The organism is Asanoa sp. NPDC049573 (assembly GCF_040676615.1).
Classification (GTDB): Bacteria; Actinomycetota; Actinomycetes; order Mycobacteriales; family Micromonosporaceae; genus Asanoa.
This window is the reverse complement of the sequence record NZ_JBFAPI010000008.1, coordinates 109,384-126,669: the sequence shown is the minus strand read 5'-3', so window position 1 is coordinate 126,669 and position 17,286 is coordinate 109,384. Positions and strand designations below refer to the sequence as shown.

At 72.3% G+C, this 17,286-nt stretch carries 14 protein-coding genes and 1 pseudogene; 11 read left to right on the top strand and 4 right to left on the bottom strand.

Translation table 11 applies throughout. The annotated features are described in order from the left end of the window. Positions 1 to 71: 71 nt before the first annotated feature. On the bottom strand, positions 72 to 2,036 hold the full coding sequence (acs, locus tag AB0J74_RS19865) for an acetate--CoA ligase (RefSeq protein WP_363449853.1): 1,965 nt from the start codon (positions 2,034 to 2,036) through the stop codon (positions 72 to 74). Between the two features lie 100 nt (positions 2,037 to 2,136). On the opposite strand from acs, the gene AB0J74_RS19860 reads away from it, so the two are divergent. Next, positions 2,137 to 2,892, top strand: coding sequence for an oxidoreductase (locus tag AB0J74_RS19860; protein ID WP_363449851.1), 756 nt, complete (start codon positions 2,137 to 2,139; stop codon positions 2,890 to 2,892). 226 nt (positions 2,893 to 3,118) lie between these two features. Here the strand turns inward: AB0J74_RS19860 and AB0J74_RS19855 are convergent, their stop codons facing one another. After that, positions 3,119 to 3,934 carry an HAD-IB family hydrolase gene (locus tag AB0J74_RS19855; RefSeq protein WP_363449849.1) on the bottom strand — a complete coding sequence of 272 codons (816 nt, stop codon included), beginning with the start codon at positions 3,932 to 3,934 and terminating at the stop codon, positions 3,119 to 3,121. Positions 3,935 to 4,394: 460 nt separating this feature from the next. On the opposite strand from AB0J74_RS19855, the gene ssd reads away from it, so the two are divergent. The 7 genes and pseudogenes from ssd to AB0J74_RS19820 all read left to right on the top strand — a co-directional run bounded on the left by ssd (position 4,395) and on the right by AB0J74_RS19820 (position 9,535). Beyond that, the gene (gene ssd, locus AB0J74_RS19850) at positions 4,395 to 5,477 is read left to right on the top strand and encodes a septum site-determining protein Ssd (protein WP_363449847.1); all 1,083 of its coding nucleotides are present in this window, start codon (positions 4,395 to 4,397) and stop codon (positions 5,475 to 5,477) included. After that, entirely contained in the window at positions 5,474 to 6,688 is a 1,215-nt protein-coding gene (locus tag AB0J74_RS19845) for a TadA family conjugal transfer-associated ATPase (RefSeq protein ID WP_363449845.1), read from the top strand. The genes ssd and AB0J74_RS19845 overlap by 4 nt, the downstream gene beginning before the upstream one ends. Before the next feature lie 563 nt (positions 6,689 to 7,251). Further along, a pseudogene (locus AB0J74_RS19840) lies at positions 7,252 to 7,569 on the top strand (hypothetical protein); the annotation flags it as partial. A gap of 247 nt (positions 7,570 to 7,816) precedes the next feature. After that, entirely contained in the window at positions 7,817 to 8,485 is a 669-nt protein-coding gene (locus AB0J74_RS19835; RefSeq protein WP_363449842.1) for a type II secretion system F family protein, read from the top strand. 21 nt (positions 8,486 to 8,506) lie between these two features. After that, positions 8,507 to 8,674 (top strand): DUF4244 domain-containing protein, encoded by a 168-nt coding sequence (locus AB0J74_RS19830; protein ID WP_363449841.1) that lies wholly within the window; start codon positions 8,507 to 8,509, stop codon positions 8,672 to 8,674. Positions 8,675 to 8,826: 152 nt separating this feature from the next. Continuing rightward, the gene (locus AB0J74_RS19825; RefSeq protein ID WP_363449839.1) at positions 8,827 to 9,153 is read left to right on the top strand and encodes a TadE family type IV pilus minor pilin; all 327 of its coding nucleotides are present in this window, start codon (positions 8,827 to 8,829) and stop codon (positions 9,151 to 9,153) included. Continuing rightward, positions 9,140 to 9,535 carry an Rv3654c family TadE-like protein gene (locus AB0J74_RS19820; RefSeq protein ID WP_363449837.1) on the top strand — a complete coding sequence of 132 codons (396 nt, stop codon included), beginning with the start codon at positions 9,140 to 9,142 and terminating at the stop codon, positions 9,533 to 9,535. The genes AB0J74_RS19825 and AB0J74_RS19820 overlap by 14 nt, the downstream gene beginning before the upstream one ends. Positions 9,536 to 9,547: 12 nt before the next feature. Here AB0J74_RS19820 and AB0J74_RS19815 read toward each other — a convergent pair whose 3' ends face one another. Continuing rightward, positions 9,548 to 10,669, bottom strand: a complete 1,122-nt coding sequence (locus AB0J74_RS19815) for an aromatic ring-hydroxylating dioxygenase subunit alpha (protein ID WP_363449835.1) — start codon at positions 10,667 to 10,669, stop codon at positions 9,548 to 9,550. Positions 10,670 to 10,944: 275 nt separating this feature from the next. Continuing rightward, a complete protein-coding gene (locus tag AB0J74_RS19810; RefSeq protein ID WP_363449833.1) occupies positions 10,945 to 13,725 on the bottom strand; it encodes a DEAD/DEAH box helicase in 2,781 nt (926 codons plus the stop codon). A gap of 138 nt (positions 13,726 to 13,863) precedes the next feature. Between AB0J74_RS19810 and AB0J74_RS19805 the strand changes: the two genes are divergently transcribed. The 3 genes from AB0J74_RS19805 (at position 13,864) to AB0J74_RS19795 (ending at position 17,211) form a co-directional block, all read left to right on the top strand. Next, positions 13,864 to 14,211: an STAS domain-containing protein gene (locus AB0J74_RS19805; protein ID WP_363449831.1), complete on the top strand. Its 348-nt coding sequence runs from the start codon at positions 13,864 to 13,866 to the stop codon at positions 14,209 to 14,211. Next, positions 14,208 to 14,645 (top strand): ATP-binding protein, encoded by a 438-nt coding sequence (locus AB0J74_RS19800; protein WP_363449829.1) that lies wholly within the window; start codon positions 14,208 to 14,210, stop codon positions 14,643 to 14,645. The genes AB0J74_RS19805 and AB0J74_RS19800 overlap by 4 nt, the downstream gene beginning before the upstream one ends. 199 nt (positions 14,646 to 14,844) lie before the next feature. Beyond that, complete coding sequence (locus tag AB0J74_RS19795) at positions 14,845 to 17,211, top strand: sodium-translocating pyrophosphatase (protein WP_363449826.1); 2,367 nt, start codon at positions 14,845 to 14,847, stop codon at positions 17,209 to 17,211. Positions 17,212 to 17,286 lie beyond the last annotated feature (75 nt).

Below are 17,286 nucleotides of genomic sequence, written 5' to 3'. Positions count from 1 at the left end.
ACGCCCGCCACCTGCGAACGAAAGCGGGCGAACCCAAATCGGGTTCGCCCGCCATCAATCAGGACTAATGCTTACTCGTCTGCGGACTTCGCCGACTGCATACCGTCGGAGATCAGATCCATAACTGTCGAATCCTGCAGTGTGGTGACGTCGCCGAGGGAGCGGTGTTCGGCCACGTCGCGCAGCAGTCGGCGCATGATTTTTCCGGACCGCGTCTTCGGCAATTCGGGCACCAGCATGATCTGCCGCGGCTTGGCGATCGGGCCGAGGGTCTTGGCCACGTGGTCGCGCAGTTCCTTGATCAGGACCGCGCCCGCCTCGCCCTCGCTGTCGACCGAGCCACGCGGGATGGTGAACGCGACGATCGCCTGGCCGGTCGTCGGGTCGGTGGCGCCGACGACCGCCGCTTCGGCCACCGACGGGTGCGAGACCAGCGCCGACTCCACTTCGGTCGTCGAGATGTTGTGGCCCGACACCAGCATCACGTCGTCGACCCGGCCGAGCAGCCACAGGTCGCCGTCGTCGTCTTTCTTGGCGCCGTCGCCGGCGAAGTACATGCCCTGGAACCGGCTCCAGTAGGTGTCGATGAAGCGCTGGTCATCGCCCCAGATCGTGCGCAGCATCGACGGCCAGGGCTCGCGCAGCACCAGGTAGCCACCGCCACCGTTGGGCACGCTCTGGCCCTGGTCGTCGACCACGTCGGCGGCGATCCCGGGCAGCGGGCGCATCGCACTACCCGGTTTGGTGGCGGTTACTCCCGGTAGCGGCGAAATCATGATCGAGCCGGTTTCGGTCTGCCACCACGTGTCGACAATCGGACAATTGTCGCGACCGATGTTCTTGCGGTACCACATCCAGGCCTCGGGGTTGATCGGCTCGCCGACCGAGCCGAGCACCCGCAACGACGAGAGGTCGGCCGCGGCGGGGAAGTCGTCGCCCCACTTCATCATCGTGCGGATCAGCGTCGGTGCGGTGTAGAGGATCGTGACGCCGTACTTGTCGACGATCTCCCAGAACCGTCCCTTGTGGGGAGTGTCCGGCGTGCCCTCGTACATCACCTGGGTGGCGCCGTTGGAAAGAGGCCCGTAGACGATGTAGGAGTGGCCGGTCACCCAGCCGATGTCGGCGGTGCACCAGTAGACGTCGGTCTCCGGCTTCAGGTCGAAGACCGCATGCTGGGTGTACGAGGTCTGCGTGAGATAGCCGCCGGTGGTGTGCAGGATGCCCTTGGGCTTGGCCGTCGTGCCGCTGGTGTAGAGGATGAAGAGCGGGTGCTCGGCGTCGAACGGCTGCGCTTCGTGCTCGGTGCTGGCCGTCTCGACCGTCTCGTGCCACCACAGGTCCTTGTCGCCCCAGGCCACCTCCTGCCCGGTGCGGCGGACCACGAGCACGTGCTCGATGGTCGGGCACTGGGCGACCGCTTCGTCGACGGTCGGCTTGAGCGCCGACGGCTTGCCGCGGCGGTAGCCACCATCGGCGGTGATCACGACCTTGGCGCTGGCGTCCTGGATCCGGCCGGACAGCGCGTCGACGGAGAAGCCGCCGAAGACCACGCTGTGCGTCGCGCCGATCCGGGCGCAGGCCAGCATCGCGACCGCGGCCTCGGGAATCATCGGCAGGTAGATCGCCACGCGGTCGCCGGCCACCACGCCCAGGTCGGTCAGCGCGTTGGCCGCCTGGCAGGTCAGTTGGTGCAGGTCGGAGTAGGTCAGCGTGCGGGTGTCGCCGGGCTCGCCCTCCCAGTGGATGGCGACCTTGTCACCCTTGCCGGCCGCGACGTGCCGGTCGAGGCAGTTGTAGGCCACGTTGAGCTCGCCGCCGACGAACCACTTCGCGAACGGCGGGTTCGACCAGTCGAGGACCTGGTCCCATTGCTTGGCCCAGTCCAGCCGGCCGGCCTGCTTGGCCCAGAACGCGAGACGGTCGTCGGCGGCCTCGCCGTAGGCGTCCGCCTTGACGTTGGCTGCCTCGGCGAGCGCGGCTGGTGGTTCGAAACGGCGGTTCTCCTGTAGCAAGTTCGCCAAGGTCTCGCTCATCGTCACGCTCCTTGCACCGGGGGGTTCGGGGTCTTGCTGGAATCCTGCCACCAGCGCGCGGTTTCGTGCAGGTCGCGGGCCCTCGGCTAGCGTTGCCACCGTGACCGCACCCGTTGATCCGCTCGCGCCGTTGCTGGCGCTCGCCGACGTGCGAGCCGCCGTTGGGCAGGCCCGGGACACCGCCGACGCCGCGATGCGGCATCGCGCGCTGCGCCGGCAGGGCGGAGCGGTCGCGGCCGAGGTCAGCCTGCGGTCGGCGGTGGCTTCGGCGGCTTTGGCGGGGTACGCGCACGACCGCGAGCAGGTCCGCGCCGGCGTCGTGACCGACCCGGTGGTGCAGGGCTGCCTGCGGGTCGCCGCGGCGCTGCCGTCGCTGGTCGAGACCTGGCCGAAGGCACCTCGCCAGGTGCTGGCCCGGTTGCACGTGCTGGCGGCGCGCGGGTCGGTGGCTCCGGAACTGCTCGGGCACCCGGTCGACGGGTCCGCCTCGCCGCGGCTGGACGCGCTCGCCTCGCTGGTGGCCGGCGGCACGTCGGCGCCGCCACTGGTGCTGGCGGCCGTCGTACACGGTGAGCTGTTGGCTCTTGCGCCGTTTGCCGGTGCGCCCGGCGTAGTGGCGCGGGCGGCGGCCCGGTTGACGCTGATGTCGTCCGGCTTCGACCCGCGCGGGCTGATCGCGCCCGAGGTGGGGCATCTGGCGCGGGAACCGGAGTATGTCGGCGCGGCCGGTGCGTTCGCGACGGGAACGCCCGACGGGGTGCGGTCGTGGCTGCGACACTGCGCGGCGGCGGTGTCGCTGGCCGCGGACGCGTTGACCGAGGTGGCCGAACAGACGTGGACGGCGCCTCAGTCCTGAGGCGCCGTCACTCACGTCCGGCCGGGTTATCAAGCGTGCACCGTTAGTCGTCGTCGACGGTCGTTGGCCCGCGGTGCGGGCGGCTCGATCCGTCGCGACGCGCCTGCCGCGGCTGGTCGCGCGTGGGTGCCCGGTGGCCGTGCACGGAGCCCGATGGTCTGGGGTCCGCATCCCTTTTCTACGCCTCTGACCGCTTGATCGGAAGGCTTTGACCCGGGTGTGTCGCTTATGCGTTCGCCGGGCCCGGCAATGCGGTGCGGGTGCGGCGGTGCCGGCCGTACCAGGCGATGCCGATCGCGACGCCCACGCCGACGCCGATCGCCGCGGCTGCGACGGGGACGGCCGGGCGCTCACGCAGGCGGCGGCCGATCGGGATGGGGTGGCGGAACTCGAGCACCGGCCAGCCGTTGTCGGTGGCCAAGCGGCGCAGCGCGCGCGGCGGGTTGACGGCGCTCGGGTGACCGACGCATTCCAGCAGCGGGATGTCGGAGGTCGAGTCGGAGTAGGCGTAGCAGTCGGCGAGGTCGTAGCCGCGTTCCTTGGCCAGGGCGGCGACCGCGTCGACCTTGGCGGTGCCGGCGGCGTAGAACTCGACCTCGCCGTTGTATCGGCCGTCGGTGACGCCCATCCGCGTCGCGATCACGTCGGTGATGCCGAGCAGGGCGCCGATCGGCTTGACGATCTCTTCGCCGGAGGCGGAGACCAGGACCACGTCGCGGCCGGCGGCCTGGTGCTCGTCGATCAGGGCGGCGGCCTCGGCGTAGATGTAGGGATTGATCAGCTCGTGCAGCGTCTCGGTGACGATCTGGCCGACCTGGTCGACCGGCCAGCCCTTGCAGAGGGTAGCCAGGTAGTCACGGATGCGCGCCATCGACTGGTCGTCGGTGCCACCGAGACGGAACATCAGTTGCGCGTACGCCGACTTGACGACGTCACGGCGCGTGATGAGGCCATCACGATAGAACGGGCGACCGAACGCCAAGGCGCTGGACTTGGCGATGACGGTCTTATCCAGATCGAAAAACGCGGCGCTGCGGCCCACGATCGAAAGTCTAATGTGCGGCGCGAAATGTGTTGTCCCTCCCGGGCGGCGGCGCCTACCGCATAGCCTGGTACAACTTGGTACCGGGCATACAACACGGCGACGGATGTCACGGATCTCCCTCGGCGTGTCGTGCGAGTTGGGGCAAACGCCACTCGACGCGCACCGCACATATCAGGCATGCTAGTTGAGACACGATTTCCAGTCGTGTTTCCGACCCTCGGCGGTTGCACCCCCCGTAACCGCTGAGTGGGTTCGGCTCGACCCCCCCGGAGCCGAACCTCAGGCGACCCCCGTCTCCCCCCGACGGGGGTCGTCGTTTTTGCGTCCGTCCTCTGTGGGGGTTGCCGGTTTTCCACAGGCTCGCGGTTATCCACAGCTCTCGCGCTTGTCCCGCTTCGACCTCTCGTGGCGGCGGAAGGTGTGTCAGTCCCTTCCGCCCGCTCCTGGAGGCCCCGCGATGCCTGCTCCCGTTCGACCCGGTTTCCGGCTGCCGCTGGTCGTGACGGCCGACGCCGACCTGCTCGACGAGCTGCTGCGGATCGCGGCGGCCGCGGGCACCGAGGTCGACGTCGCGGCCGACCCGGCCGGCGCCCGACCACGCTGGTCGCGGGCGCCGCTCGTGCTCGTCGGCCAGGACCAGGCGGCGCCGTGCCTGCGGGCCCGGTTGCCCAGGGGGCGACAGGTGGTTCTCGTCGGCCGCGGGCCGGCTCCTGGTTGGGAGCTGGCCGAGCCGTTGGGCGCCGAATACGTGTTGCAGCTGCCCGAGGCCGAGCAGTGGCTGCTCCGGCGGTTGGGCGTCGGGTCCGCGGCGACCGCCGACGGCCGGGTCGTCACGGTCCTCGGCGGTCGTGGTGGCGCCGGTGCCAGCGTGCTGGCCGGCGCGTTGGCGGTGACCGCGGCCCGCGACGGCCGGCGCACCCTGCTCGTGGATGCCGACCCGTTCGGCGGTGGGCTGGATCTGATCCTCGGCTGGGAGACCCTCGACGGCCTCCGGTGGCCCGGCCTCACCGCCGCCGAGGGGCGGCTCGACCCGCCGGCTCTGGTGCGCTCGCTGCCGGGCCGGGGCGACCTGGTGATGATCTCGTTCGACCGTGGCGAGCCGCTGCCGTTGCCGGCCGCGGCGATGGCGGCCGCCCTTGACGCCGGTCGCCGGGCTCGCGATCTGATCGTGGTCGACCTGCCGCGCTCGTTGGACGATGCGGCTGTCGCCGCGCTGCAGGCTGCCGACCACACGCTGTTGGTGGTGCCGGCCGAGTTGCGGGCCGCCGCCGCGGCTGCGCAGGTGGCCAAGGCGGTCGCGCTGCATTGCGCGGCGGTGTCGGTCGTCGTCCGGGGGCCCGCGCCGGGCAACCTCTCGGCCGCGGAGGTGGCCCGCTCGGTGTGCTTGCCGCTGGCCGGCCTGTTGCCGCCCGAGCCGGGTCTGGTCCGCGGCCTCGAGCACGGCTCGGCGCCGGCGTCGGCGGGGCGCGGGCCACTGGCCGACCTGTGCCGGCGCGTCATCGCCGACCTGTTCGGCAACGGCGGGGAGGCGGCGGCATGACCGCGACGTTGCCCGCCAACCCGCCGCCGTTCGGCGATCCGGCTGAGCTGGCCGGCCGGGTGCGCCAGCGGTTCGCGAGCGGCCGCCACGAGGTGAGCCAGGCCGCCGTGGTCGAGGCGGTCCGGTCGACTGGCGGGCCGATTCTCGGCGATCGCGACGTGTTGCGGTTGGCCGCCCGGGTGCACGACGACCTGGTCGGTGCCGGTCCGTTGGGCCCGTTGTTGGCCGATCCCGCGGTGACCGACGTGCTGGTCAACGCGACCGAGGTCTGGGTCGATCGCGGCAGTGGGCTGCGCCGGGAGCGCGTCACGATGGCTTCGCCCGAGGCCACGCGGCGGCTGGCGCAACGTCTGGTCGCCGCGACCGGGCGGCGCCTCGACGACGGTTCGCCCTACGCGGACGCGATCCTGCCCGACGGCACCCGCCTGCACGCGGTGTTGCCGCCGGTGGCGACGGCCGGTCCCTACCTGTCCTTGCGAACCTTCCGGCGGCGGCCGTTCACGCTGGTCGACCTGGTCTCGTGCGACACGGTCCCGGCGCCGGTCGCCGACCTGCTGGCCGCGGTCGTGGCCGCCCGCCTGGCGTATCTGGTGGTCGGTGGCACCGGCTCGGGCAAGACCACGCTGTTGAACACGCTGATCGAACTGGTGCCGCGGGACGAGCGGATCGTGCTGGTCGAGGACGCTTCCGAGTTGCGTCCGGCCCATCCACATGTGGTCGGGCTGCAGTGCAAGACGTCCAACGTCGAGGGGGCGGGCGCGGTCGAGATGACCGACCTGGTCCGCCAGGCCCTGCGGATGCGGCCGGATCGCCTGGTCGTCGGTGAGTGTCGGGGTGCCGAGATCGTCGACCTGCTGCGCGCTCTCAACACCGGCCACGAAGGCGGCGCGGGCACGTTGCACGCCAACGCGATCGCCGATGTGCCCGCGCGGCTCGAGGCGTTGGGGCTGTTGGGTGGGTTGCCGCGGGTGGCGCTGCACGCCCAGGCGGCAGCGGCTCTGCAGGTGGTGCTGCAGATGCGCCGCACCGCGACGGGGCGGGTGCTGTCGACGGTCGGGCTGGTCGCCGCCGAAGGCCCGGACCGGGTGGTGACCGTGCGGCCGGTCTGGGATCGAGCGACGGGGGTGGCCGCCGCGGGCGCCGATCTGGCCCGCTTGTTGGCGGCCCGCGGCGCCCGCGTCCCGGAGTTGTTGTGGAGCGCCGGGCGATGAGGATCCCGGTCCTGGTTCTGGCCGGGTGCGTGCCGGTGGCGGCGGCCACGCTGGCGGCCCTCGCGATGCGGCGGTCGCGTGCGTTGCGGCGGCGGCAGCGGTCGGTCTTGTCGCCGGCCACGCCGGTCGCCCGGCGGCGCCGGTCGCTCGGGCGGCCGTCGCTCGCGATGGTCACGTCGGGGCCTCGGTGGCGAGCGATGTCGCTGGCCTTCCTGACCGGTGCGGCGGCCGGTTATCCGCTCGGTGGTCCGGTGGCGGCATTGGCGCTGGGCCTCTACGCGACGGTTGCCGCGCTCTTCGCGCGGCGCCGGCATGCCGCCCGGGCGCACCGCGACGCGCGGTCGGCGCTGCTCGACCGGCTGACCGGGCTCGCCGCGGACTTGCGTGCGGGCATCCCCATGCCCGCGGCGACCGAGGCGGCGTTCGCCGAGCCGGCGTGCGTCGGCGCCGGCCCGGTGTGCGTCGACCCGGCGTGCGCCGGCCCGGTGTGCGTCGACCCGGCGTGCGCCGACCCGGTGCGCGTCGGCCCGGTGTGCGTCGGCGCCGGGCCTGGGCTCGTCGCGCTGGCGCGAGCGGCGGCGACCCTGGCGGAACGCACCGGCGCGCCGCTGGCGGAGCTGATCGATCGGATCGAGGCCGACGCGCGCGCCGGCGACCGCGCGCGGGCTGCCGCCGCCGCGCAGGCCGCGGGCGCGCAAGCCACCGGGTTGCTGCTGGCCGCGTTGCCGCTGGCCGGGCTGGGGCTGGGGTTCGCGATCGGCACCGACCCGCTGGCCATCCTGCTGCACACCCCACTGGGTGCGACCTGCGCACTCGCCGCTATCGCCCTCCAGATCGTCGGCCTGATCTGGACGCAGCGCCTGCAGCCGAGGCAGCAATGACCACGTTCGCCCGCGAGGCCGCTGCGCCACGAGGTCGGCAGGCCGGAGCCCCTGCGGCCAATGCCGGCCGCCGCGTCGCAGCGTACCCAACTCCGGCGCGCACTGGCCTGCTTCCCGCGGATGCGCCATGTGCCGTCGGGGCGTCCTCGCAGTGGCGGGCGTGGCCGCTTCGTTTCGACACGTCCGCATGCCTCGCTCACGTCGGCACGTCCATGCGCGCTGTGGCTTCGCGACGAGGGGTGACGGGATGACGTTGCGGCTTCGAAACGGCATCGCGCGGCGGCGGCTGCGGCGCATCTCCACGGCGCCGAAGGCGCGGCGGCGTCCCGATCTCGGGAAGCTCGGTGGGCTCGCGGTCGGAGCGGCGACCGCCGTGATCGTCGGCGGGTGGTGGGGTCTTGCCCTGGCGGCGCCGGCCGCGTTGGTCGGGCACCGGATGATCGGGCGGCTCGAACCGGCTGCGACCAGGGAAAGGCGACTGCGCGAGGAGGCCGACGCCCCCATCTGCGCCGACCTGATCGCCGCCGCCTTGCGCGCGGGCGCGCCGGTCGACGTCGCGGTCCTTGGCGTCGCGGAAGCGCTCGGTGGCCCGTTGCAGGAGCGGCTGACGACCGTCGCCCGGTCGCTGCGGCTCGGTGCCGAGCCCGACGAGGCGTGGAGCCACGTGGCCGGCATGCCGGGCGGCGCGCGCGTCGCCGCCGCCGCGGTGCGGTCGTCCGCCAGCGGATCGGCCCTCGCCGGCGCGCTCACCCGGCTCGCCGACGACCTCCGCGCCGACCGGGCCGCCGGCATGGAGGCCGCCGCCCGCCGCGCCGGGGTCCTGGCCGTCCTGCCACTCGGGCTCTGTTTCCTGCCCGCCTTCGTCCTCGCCGGTCTGGTGCCGGTGATCGTCGCCCTCCTCGGCGACGTCCTCTGACCGATCGAAAGGAGTCACATCGTGCGCAAGCTCCTCGTCCGTCTGCGCGACGACGCGGGCATGACCACCGCGGAGTACGCGGTCGGCACCCTCGCCGCCGTAGCCTTCGCCGCCGCGCTGCTGAAGGTTGTCAGCTCGGAGAAAGTGACCGCTGCGCTTTCCGCCGTCATCAGCCGAGCGCTCGGCTGATGGCAATGGCCCGTCTTATGCGACAGACACCGGCGCGTCGACTCCCGGCCGGCGCACCTCCGACGCTGCCGGGAGTCCTACGGGGCCGGCGCGACCCGGTGCGGCCGCGGTTGACGGGCCGTGGCCGCGACCGCGGTTCGGCAACGGCAGAGATGGCAGCGGCCCTACCGGCGTTGGCGCTGCTGCTCTTTGTCGGAATAGCCGCGGTCGCGGCCACCCAGACCAAACTCCAGTGCGCCGACGCGGCACGCGACGCCGCCTTGGCCGCCGCCCGGGGCCAGCAAGGAACCCTGGCCGCCAGCCGTACGGCGCCGGACGGCGCCACCGTCACCGTCCAGGTCGACGGCGACACGGTCACCGCGACCGTCCGCGCCCCGGCCAGGGTCGTCGGCGGGCACCTCCCGGCGATCGAGATATCAGCCACCGCGGTCGCCGCCCGCGAGCCGGAGGGGATGGACCCGCGATATGCGTACGGCTGAGGGGCGGCCGCCCGGTGTGCCCAGCCATCGTGGCCGCGGGTCGATCGATCGTGGGTCCGCGACCATCTGGGTCCTCGCTGTCGGTCTGGCGTTCGTGCTGCTGGGGTTGGCCTGCGCGGCGGTCGGGGTCGCCGCGATCGGGCGACATCGGGCGCAGACCGCCGCCGATCTCGGTGCACTGGCCGGCGCCGCACGCACCCTCGAGGGTCCCGAGGCCGCCTGCGATCGGGCGACCGACATCGCTTCGGCCAACGGCGCCCGCGTGACCCGTTGCGTCGTCCAGGGTTTCGACGTGGTCGTGACGGTCGACGTGATGGTCCACCTGCCGCCGCACGGGCTGCGCGTCGCGACGGCACGCGCCCGGGCCGGACCCGTCGCCTAGCCACAGTGGACGTCAGCCGAGTTCGGCCGCCGGGTCGCGGTAGGCGCGGGCGATGAGGGTGACCCAGTCGTAGACCGCGTTCTCGTTGGGCGCCAACGGTCCGGGCACGAAGTGTGGCGACGACACACCACGGTGGACGGACTCGCAGGCCTGCCAGTCCTGGCGGTTGGTGAGGTCCCAGAACTCGACGGCGTAGGACGGATCGGTCACCTCGTCCGGGAAGAGCCACTCGCAGGTGATCCGGGTGCGGCCCGGCGACAGCGGTTCGAGGAGGTGGGTCATGACGTAGTCGGGATGCAGCGAGATGAGCATGCCGGGGAAGAGGCCGAGGTAGCGGACCACGCGGGGGTCGACGCCGTCGAGGGCCACGCCGTGCGAGCGGCCGTCCAGCGACATCGTCTCGGCGTGGTCGCGCAGGTCCATCGAGCCGCCCACCCAGGCGCCCGGCTCGCGCCAGTTGCTGCCCGAGTTGGGTGGCGAGACCGCACACAGTTCGGGGTGGATCAGTGGGCAGTGGTAGCACTCGTGGTAGTTCTCGGCCACGATCTTCCAGTTGGCGGCCACCTCGTACTGGTGGCGGGCCTTGGTGACCAGCGATTCCGGGCGGTACGGCGCGACGTGCGCGGCGAGCGCACCGATGTGGCTGGCGAACGGCCGCGCGGTGCCGGTCGCGTTGACGAACAGCCAGCCGTGCCATTCGACGGCCGGCAGTTCGACCAGGCCGTAGGGGGTGGTGTCGAAGGTCGGGCCCATCCGGGGAGCGGTCCGGACACGGCCGTCGAGGGCGTAGGACCAGCCGTGGTACGGGCAGAGCACCGCCGGGCGGTCCGCGGCCTCGCCGGCAGGCAGCAACTCGTGCCCACGGTGCCGGCAGACGTTGGCGAACGCCCGCGGCGTGCCGCCGTCGAAAGTCAGCAGCACACCGACGTCGCCCACCGTGACCGCGCGCTGGTTGCCGCCCTGGGCCAGGGCCGTTGTGCGGCCGACCGGCACCCACGAACCGGCGAACAGGTGGCGCCGTTCCCAGGCGAGCACGCGCTCGTCGAGGTAGGCCGCCGCCGGCAACATCGTCGACTCACCGAACGGACGGAGGGCTGAATCGAGCGCTGCGTGATCGATGGGCGCACGTGCCATCACACCATCATCACCGACCCGGCGGCCGGCGGAAAACAGCCCGTCACCGAACCCCTCGCGGACCGGTTCGGCGTCCCGGCCTGGCTTCCGGCCCGGCCCGGCTTCCGGCTCGCCCCCGGCCCGGCCCGGCTTCCGGCTCGCCCCCGGCCCGGCCCGGCTTCCGGCCCGCCCCCGGCCCCGCCCGGCTTCCGGACCGCCCCAGCCCGGCCCGCCCCGGCACGGCCCGGCTTCCGGCCCGCCCGGGCCTGCGCGGCCCCCGGCCCGGCCCGATCGATCTAGGCGGCGTCCTCCGCCAGCACGGACGACGCGACTCCGTCGGCCTCGGCGATCCGCTCCTCGGTCAGGGCGGCGTCGTTCTGGCGGAGCGCTGACAGCTCGTCGCGCCGGGGCGCCTGCGTCTCGCGAGCTTGGCGGTGCCGCACGGCCGCGGCCACGTGCGCGTCCCAGGGCGGTGGTTGCTTCGTCGCGCCGGCGGCGCGCGAACTCGGCACCCGGGTCAGCTTCGGCTCGGCCGGAGCGCCGGCCTCGTGACCGGCCGGCGGTTCCGCCGCCGGACGCCGCCCGCCGGCGCCGCCGCGCCGGCGCTGGCCGGTCGCCCCGGTCGCTACGGACGTCTCCGCGCCGGCGGACCCGTCAGTGGCATCCGCGCCGGTCGGCGCCATGGCCGCGGCCGAGGGGACGGCAGCGACCGGTACCTCGACCTCGGCCGAGACGATGGCGGCAGCCACCGCCTCCTCGGCTGCCACCGGCGCGGCGGCGGTCACCGGATGGACCACGACGTCGCCGGCCACCGCCAGGTTGGACAGGACCACGTCGAGGACCTTCACGGCCTCGGCTTTGGCCAGGGGGTTGTTGCCGTTGCCGCACTTGGGCGACTGGACGCACGACGGGCAACCGGCCTCGCAGGCGCACTCCGCGATCACGTCGCGCGTCGCCTGGAGCCAGGACGACGCCGCCGCGAAGGCGCGTTCGGCGAAGCCGGCACCACCCGGGTGGCCGTCGTAGACGAAGACCGTGGGCAGCCCGGTGTCCGGATGAGCGGCCGTGGACAGGCCGCCGATGTCCCAGCGATCGCACGTCGCGACTAGGGGCAGCAACCCGATCGCGGCATGCTCGGCCGCGTGCAGGGCGCCCGGAATGTCCGCCTCGGCCACCCCGCAATCGGCCAGGGCGGAGGGCGACACCGTGAACCAGACAGCGACGGTTCGCAGCTCGCGGGCCGGCAGCGACAACGGGCGGGTGTCGATGACCTCACCCGAGCCGAGGCGACGCCGCTGGTAGGAGACCACCTGGCTGGTCACGTCGACCTCGCCCAGGTGCATCGACACCGGGCCGGCCGTCACCGACGAACCGACCCCGGCCACCGACAACGTCGTCACGTCGCGGGCATGGGTCGTGAAGTCGGGCTCCGACGCGTGGACGAGCGCGCACCCGTCGTCGAGATCCAGCGAGTCGACCAGGTAGGACGCGCCTTGGTGCAGGTAGACCGCGCCGTCGTGGAGCATGAAGTGCGACGAGCCGGCGTCGGTCATCCCGAGCAGCCGGCCGGTCGACGACTCGACGATGCAGATGGGTTGCCCGCCGCTGCCGCGTAGGTCGACGTCGGGGCGCTTGTAGGGGCGCCAGTACCAGCCGGACGGGCGGCGGCGCAGCAGGCCGGCTGCGACCAACTCGTCGAGGACCGGCTTCGCTGCGGGGCCGAACAGCGACAGGTCGGCCTGGGTCAGCGGGCCCTCGGCGGCCGCGCAGCAGAGTTGCGGTGCGAGGACGTACGGGTTGGACGGGTCCAGGACCGTGGCCTCGACCGGGTGGCCGAACAACGCTTCCGGGTGATGGACCAGGTAGGTGTCGAGCGGATCGTCGCGCGCCACCAGCACCGCCAGCGCGTCGCCGCCGGCGCGACCCGCGCGGCCGGCCTGCTGCCACAACGACGCCCTGGTGCCGGGATAGCCGCAGATCAGCACCGCGTCGAGGCCGACCAGGTCGACGCCCAGCTCCAGGGCGTTGGTCGACGCCAGCCCGAGCAGCGAGCCGGACAGCAGGCCCTCTTCGAGTGAGCGTCGCTCTTCGCGCAGGTAGCCGGCCCGGTAGGCGGCGACCTGCCCGGCCAGGTCGGGCGAGACCTCGGCCAGCGAGCGCCGGGCCATCGTCGCGACCGTTTCGGCTCCGCGGCGGGAGCGGACGAAGGCTACGGTGCGTACGCCGGCGGTGACCGCGTCGGTCAACAGCGAGGCCGTCTCGCGCACCGCGGACCGGCGGACCGCGGCGGCCTCCAGCGGTGGTTCCCAGAGCGCGAAGGTCACCCCACCCCGCGGCGACGCGTCTTCGGTGACCGCCTCGACGCGTAGGCCGGTCAACCGCTCCGCCGCCGTCGACGGGTCGCCCGCCGTCGCCGACGCCAGGATGAACACGGGGCTGCGCCCGTAGCGCGCCGCCGCCCGGCGCAGCCGGCGCAGCACGTGTGCGACGTGCGACCCGAACACACCCCGATAGGTGTGGCACTCGTCGACCACGACCACCGACAGCCGGCGCAGGAAGGTGCCCCAGGCGGCATGACCCGGCAGCATGCTCCGGTGCAGCATGTCGGGATTTGTCAGCACGAAACGGGAATGCTGGCGGATCCACTCCCGCTCGGCGCGCGGCGTGTCGCCGTCATAACACGCAGGACGGACACCCTCGACGGCCAGACCGGAGACGGAGCGTAACTGGTCGGCGGCGAGGGCCTTGGTCGGTGCCAGGTAGAGGGCCGTCGCGCGGGGGTCCAGGGTCAGGCGCGACAGGGCCGGCAACTGGTAGGCCAGCGACTTGCCCGACGCGGTGCCGGTCGCGATCACCACGTGCCGGTCGTCGAAGGCCAGTGACGCCGCCTCGGCCTGGTGTCGCCACGGCGCGGTCACCCCGCGCGCCTGGAACGCGGAGACCACCGTCGGCGGCACCCACGACGGCCACGGGACGGGGTCACCGGTGCGGGCTGCGACCTCTTCGACATGGGTGACCGGCGGCCGGGCCAACATGCCGGCGAGCAGCGCTGCCGGCGCCCCAACCGCGGTGGTCATGCCTGCACTCTCGCACTGATGTACTGATCAGTCGACGCCGGGTCGGGTCGTCGCTGCATGCACAGCGTGTCGATGGTTAGATCGGGGTCGACCGAACGGTTAGGTCAACCCGACGACCACCACCACGGGAGGCGTTCGATGGAGCTGTCGCTCTCGACCCGGACCCAGAGCGAGCACACGGTCCTGGAGGTCGGCGGCGAGGTCGACGTCTACACGGCTCCCCGCCTACGCGAGCGGCTCATCGAGTTGGTCGACGGCGGCGCGACGCAAATCGTCGTCGACCTCGGCCGGGTCGACTTCCTCGACTCCACCGGTCTCGGTGTGCTGGTCGGCGCGCTCAAGCGGCTGCGTGCCGCGGGCGGCGGGCTCAGCCTCGTGTGCGACAAGGAGCCGTTGCTGAAGATCTTCCGGATCACCGCCCTCGACCAGGTCTTCCCGCTGTACGCGACCGTCGACGCGGCGACCGAGGCCGGTCCGGCCGCGTGATGGCAACTGTTCGTCTCTCGTTCTCTCCGGCTCCGGTCCACGTGCGCACCGCCCGCCTGGTCGGCGTGGCGGTGGCCCGGCGCGCCGGGGTCGCCGAGGAACTGCTCGACGAGGTGCGGCTCGCGATCGGTGAGGCGTGCACCCGGGCGGTCGCGCTGCACCGGCAGTACGGACTGGCCGATCTCGTGCTGGTCGAGATGTCCGACGGGGGCAACTACGTCGTGCGGGTCATCGACCGCGCGCCGATCGAGGCCGGTCTCGGCATCGCCGCGCTGCCGCCGGACGAGCTCGCCAACGAGTCGCTGACCGACGAGGCGCTGACAGTCGGTGTCGGGTTCGCCCTGCTCGCCGGGTTCGTGGAGGATCTCCAGGTGCGTCCCGTCGACGACGGGATCGGCACCGAAGTACGCATGGTGTGGCCCGTCGCGCGCTGACCGGGATAACGGTTTGTGGCCAACAACACCGCGCCGATGTGAATGTCAACACTGTGTACGGCTAGAGTACGCGGGTTATCAGCTAACGCCCTGACCTCGCCATCCGCGTGGTCAGGTGAGTCGTTGCTCTCCACATGGAGACGTCCGTGCCGGGCTAGTCCTCCGGCAGGGCGCGATGGTCGGTTATTGGAGGACATAGATGTCCGGGACCTTGGCCGCCGAAAGCGGCGGGCTGTCCCTTACCAATGCGAACTTCTCGTACGTGATCGTTGCCTTGGTCATCGCCCTTGTGGCGCTTGGCTTCGCGGCCGCACTGCGTAGGACGGTTCTGGCGACTGGTAAGGGCACCACCAACATGCAGGAGATCGCTGCTGCTGTGCAGGAGGGCGCTTCAGCGTACCTGCGCCGCCAGTTCAGAACGCTTGCGATCTTCGTAGTGATCGCCGTGATCCTGCTGTTCATCCTGCCGGTACACGGCGTTGACGGCAACGAGACGATGGTCAAGCTCGGCCGGTCGGCGTTCTTCGTCGTCGGCGCCGTGTTCAGCGCGTTCATCGGCGGTGCCGGCATGGCGCTGGCGACCCGCGCCAACCTGCGCGTCGCGGCCGCTGCCCGGGAGTCCGAAGGCGGTCGCGAGAAGGCGATGCAGATCGCGTTCCGCACCGGTGGCGTCGTCGGCTTCCTGACCGTCGGCCTCGGCCTGGTCGGCGCGACCGTCGTCGTGCTGCTCTACAAGGGCAACGCGCCGACCGTGCTCGAAGGCTTCGGCTTCGGCGCCGCTCTGCTCGCGATGTTCATGCGGGTCGGCGGCGGCATCTTCACCAAGGCCGCCGACGTCGGCGCCGACCTGGTCGGCAAGGTCGAGCAGGGCATCCCGGAGGACGACCCGCGCAACGCGGCGACCATCGCCGACAACGTGGGCGACAACGTCGGTGACTGCGCCGGCATGGCGGCCGACCTGTTCGAGTCGTACGCCGTGACCCTGGTCGCCGCCCTGATCCTGGGCCGGGCCGCCTTCGGCCAGGACGGTCTGGTCTTCCCGCTGATCGTCTCGGGCATCGGCGCGATCATCGCGATCATCGGCGTGTTCATCACCCGGCTGCGCGCCTCGGACCGCAACGGCCTGCAGGCGATCAACCGCGCCTTCTACATCTCGGCGGTGATCTCCGCCGTCGCGGTCGCGGTGGTCTCCTGGTTCTACCTCAAGCCGTCGTTCGCCGACTTCGAGGGCGTCGACCCGTCGGTCGCCGCGATCACCCGCGACCCGCGCTGGGTCGCCATCGGCGCGGTCGTCATCGGCATCGTGCTCGCCGCCGCCATCCAGGCGCTGACGGGCTACTTCACCGAGGTCCAGCGCCGTCCGGTGCAAGACATCGGCAGGGCCTCGCAGACCGGGGCGGCGACCGTCGTGCTGGCCGGCATCTCCGTCGGCCTCGAGTCGGCCGTCTACTCGGCGCTGCTGATCGGCGCCGGCGTGTTCGGTGCGTTCCTGCTCGGCGGCGGCTCGCTGACGCTGTCGCTGTTCGCGGTCGCGCTGGCCGGCACCGGCCTGCTGACCACCGTCGGCGTCATCGTCGCGATGGACACCTTCGGGCCGATCTCCGACAACGCGCAGGGCATCGCCGAGATGTCCGGTGACATCGACGAGGCCGGCGCGAAGACGCTGACCGAGCTCGACGCGGTCGGCAACACCACGAAGGCCATCACCAAGGGCATCGCGATCGCTACGGCCGTCCTCGCCGCGACCGCGCTGTTCGGCTCCTACACCAACTCGCTGTCGTCGTCGCTCGGCGACGCCGGCATCGGCGACGTCGACAACTACATCCTCAACCTGCTGAACATCAGCAACCCGCGGAACCTGGTCGGCCTGATCGTCGGCGCCGCGGTGGTGTTCCTGTTCTCCGGCCTCGCGATCAACGCGGTGGCCCGGTCGGCGGGTGCGGTCGTGGTCGAAGTGCGCCGCCAGTTCCGGGAGTTCCCGGGCATCATGGACCGCACCCAGCGGCCCGAGTACGGCAAGGTCGTCGACATCTGCACCCGGGACGCGCAGCGCGAGCTGATCACCCCGGGTCTGCTGGCGATCCTCGCGCCGATCGCGGTCGGCTTCGGCCTCGGTGCCGGCGCCCTGGCCTGCTACCTGGCCGGTGCGATCGGTGCCGGCACGCTGATGGCGGTGTTCCTGGCCAACTCCGGTGGCGCCTGGGACAACGCGAAGAAGCTGGTCGAAGACGGTCACTACGGCGGCAAGGGCTCCGAGGCCCACGCCGCGACCGTCATCGGTGACACCGTCGGTGACCCGTTCAAGGACACCGCCGGCCCGGCCATCAACCCGCTGATCAAGGTGATGAACCTGGTCGCGCTGCTGATCGCGCCGGCCGTCATCACGTTCAGCGTCGGCGACGACGCCAACACCGGCCTGCGGGTCGGCATCGCCGTCGCCGCGGTCGCGGTCATCGTCGGCGCCGTGCTGTTCAGCAAGCGCAAGCCGGTCGCCATGTCGGAGGCCGAAGCGGGAAAAGCCGGTGAGGACGCGGGCGCGTCCGAAGAGGAGCGGGTGAACGTCTGACCCGGCGCCCAGTGAGCGGAGCCCCCGGTTGACGCGGTCGCGTCAGCCGGGGGTCTTTGCTTCCAAGCTGCTCCG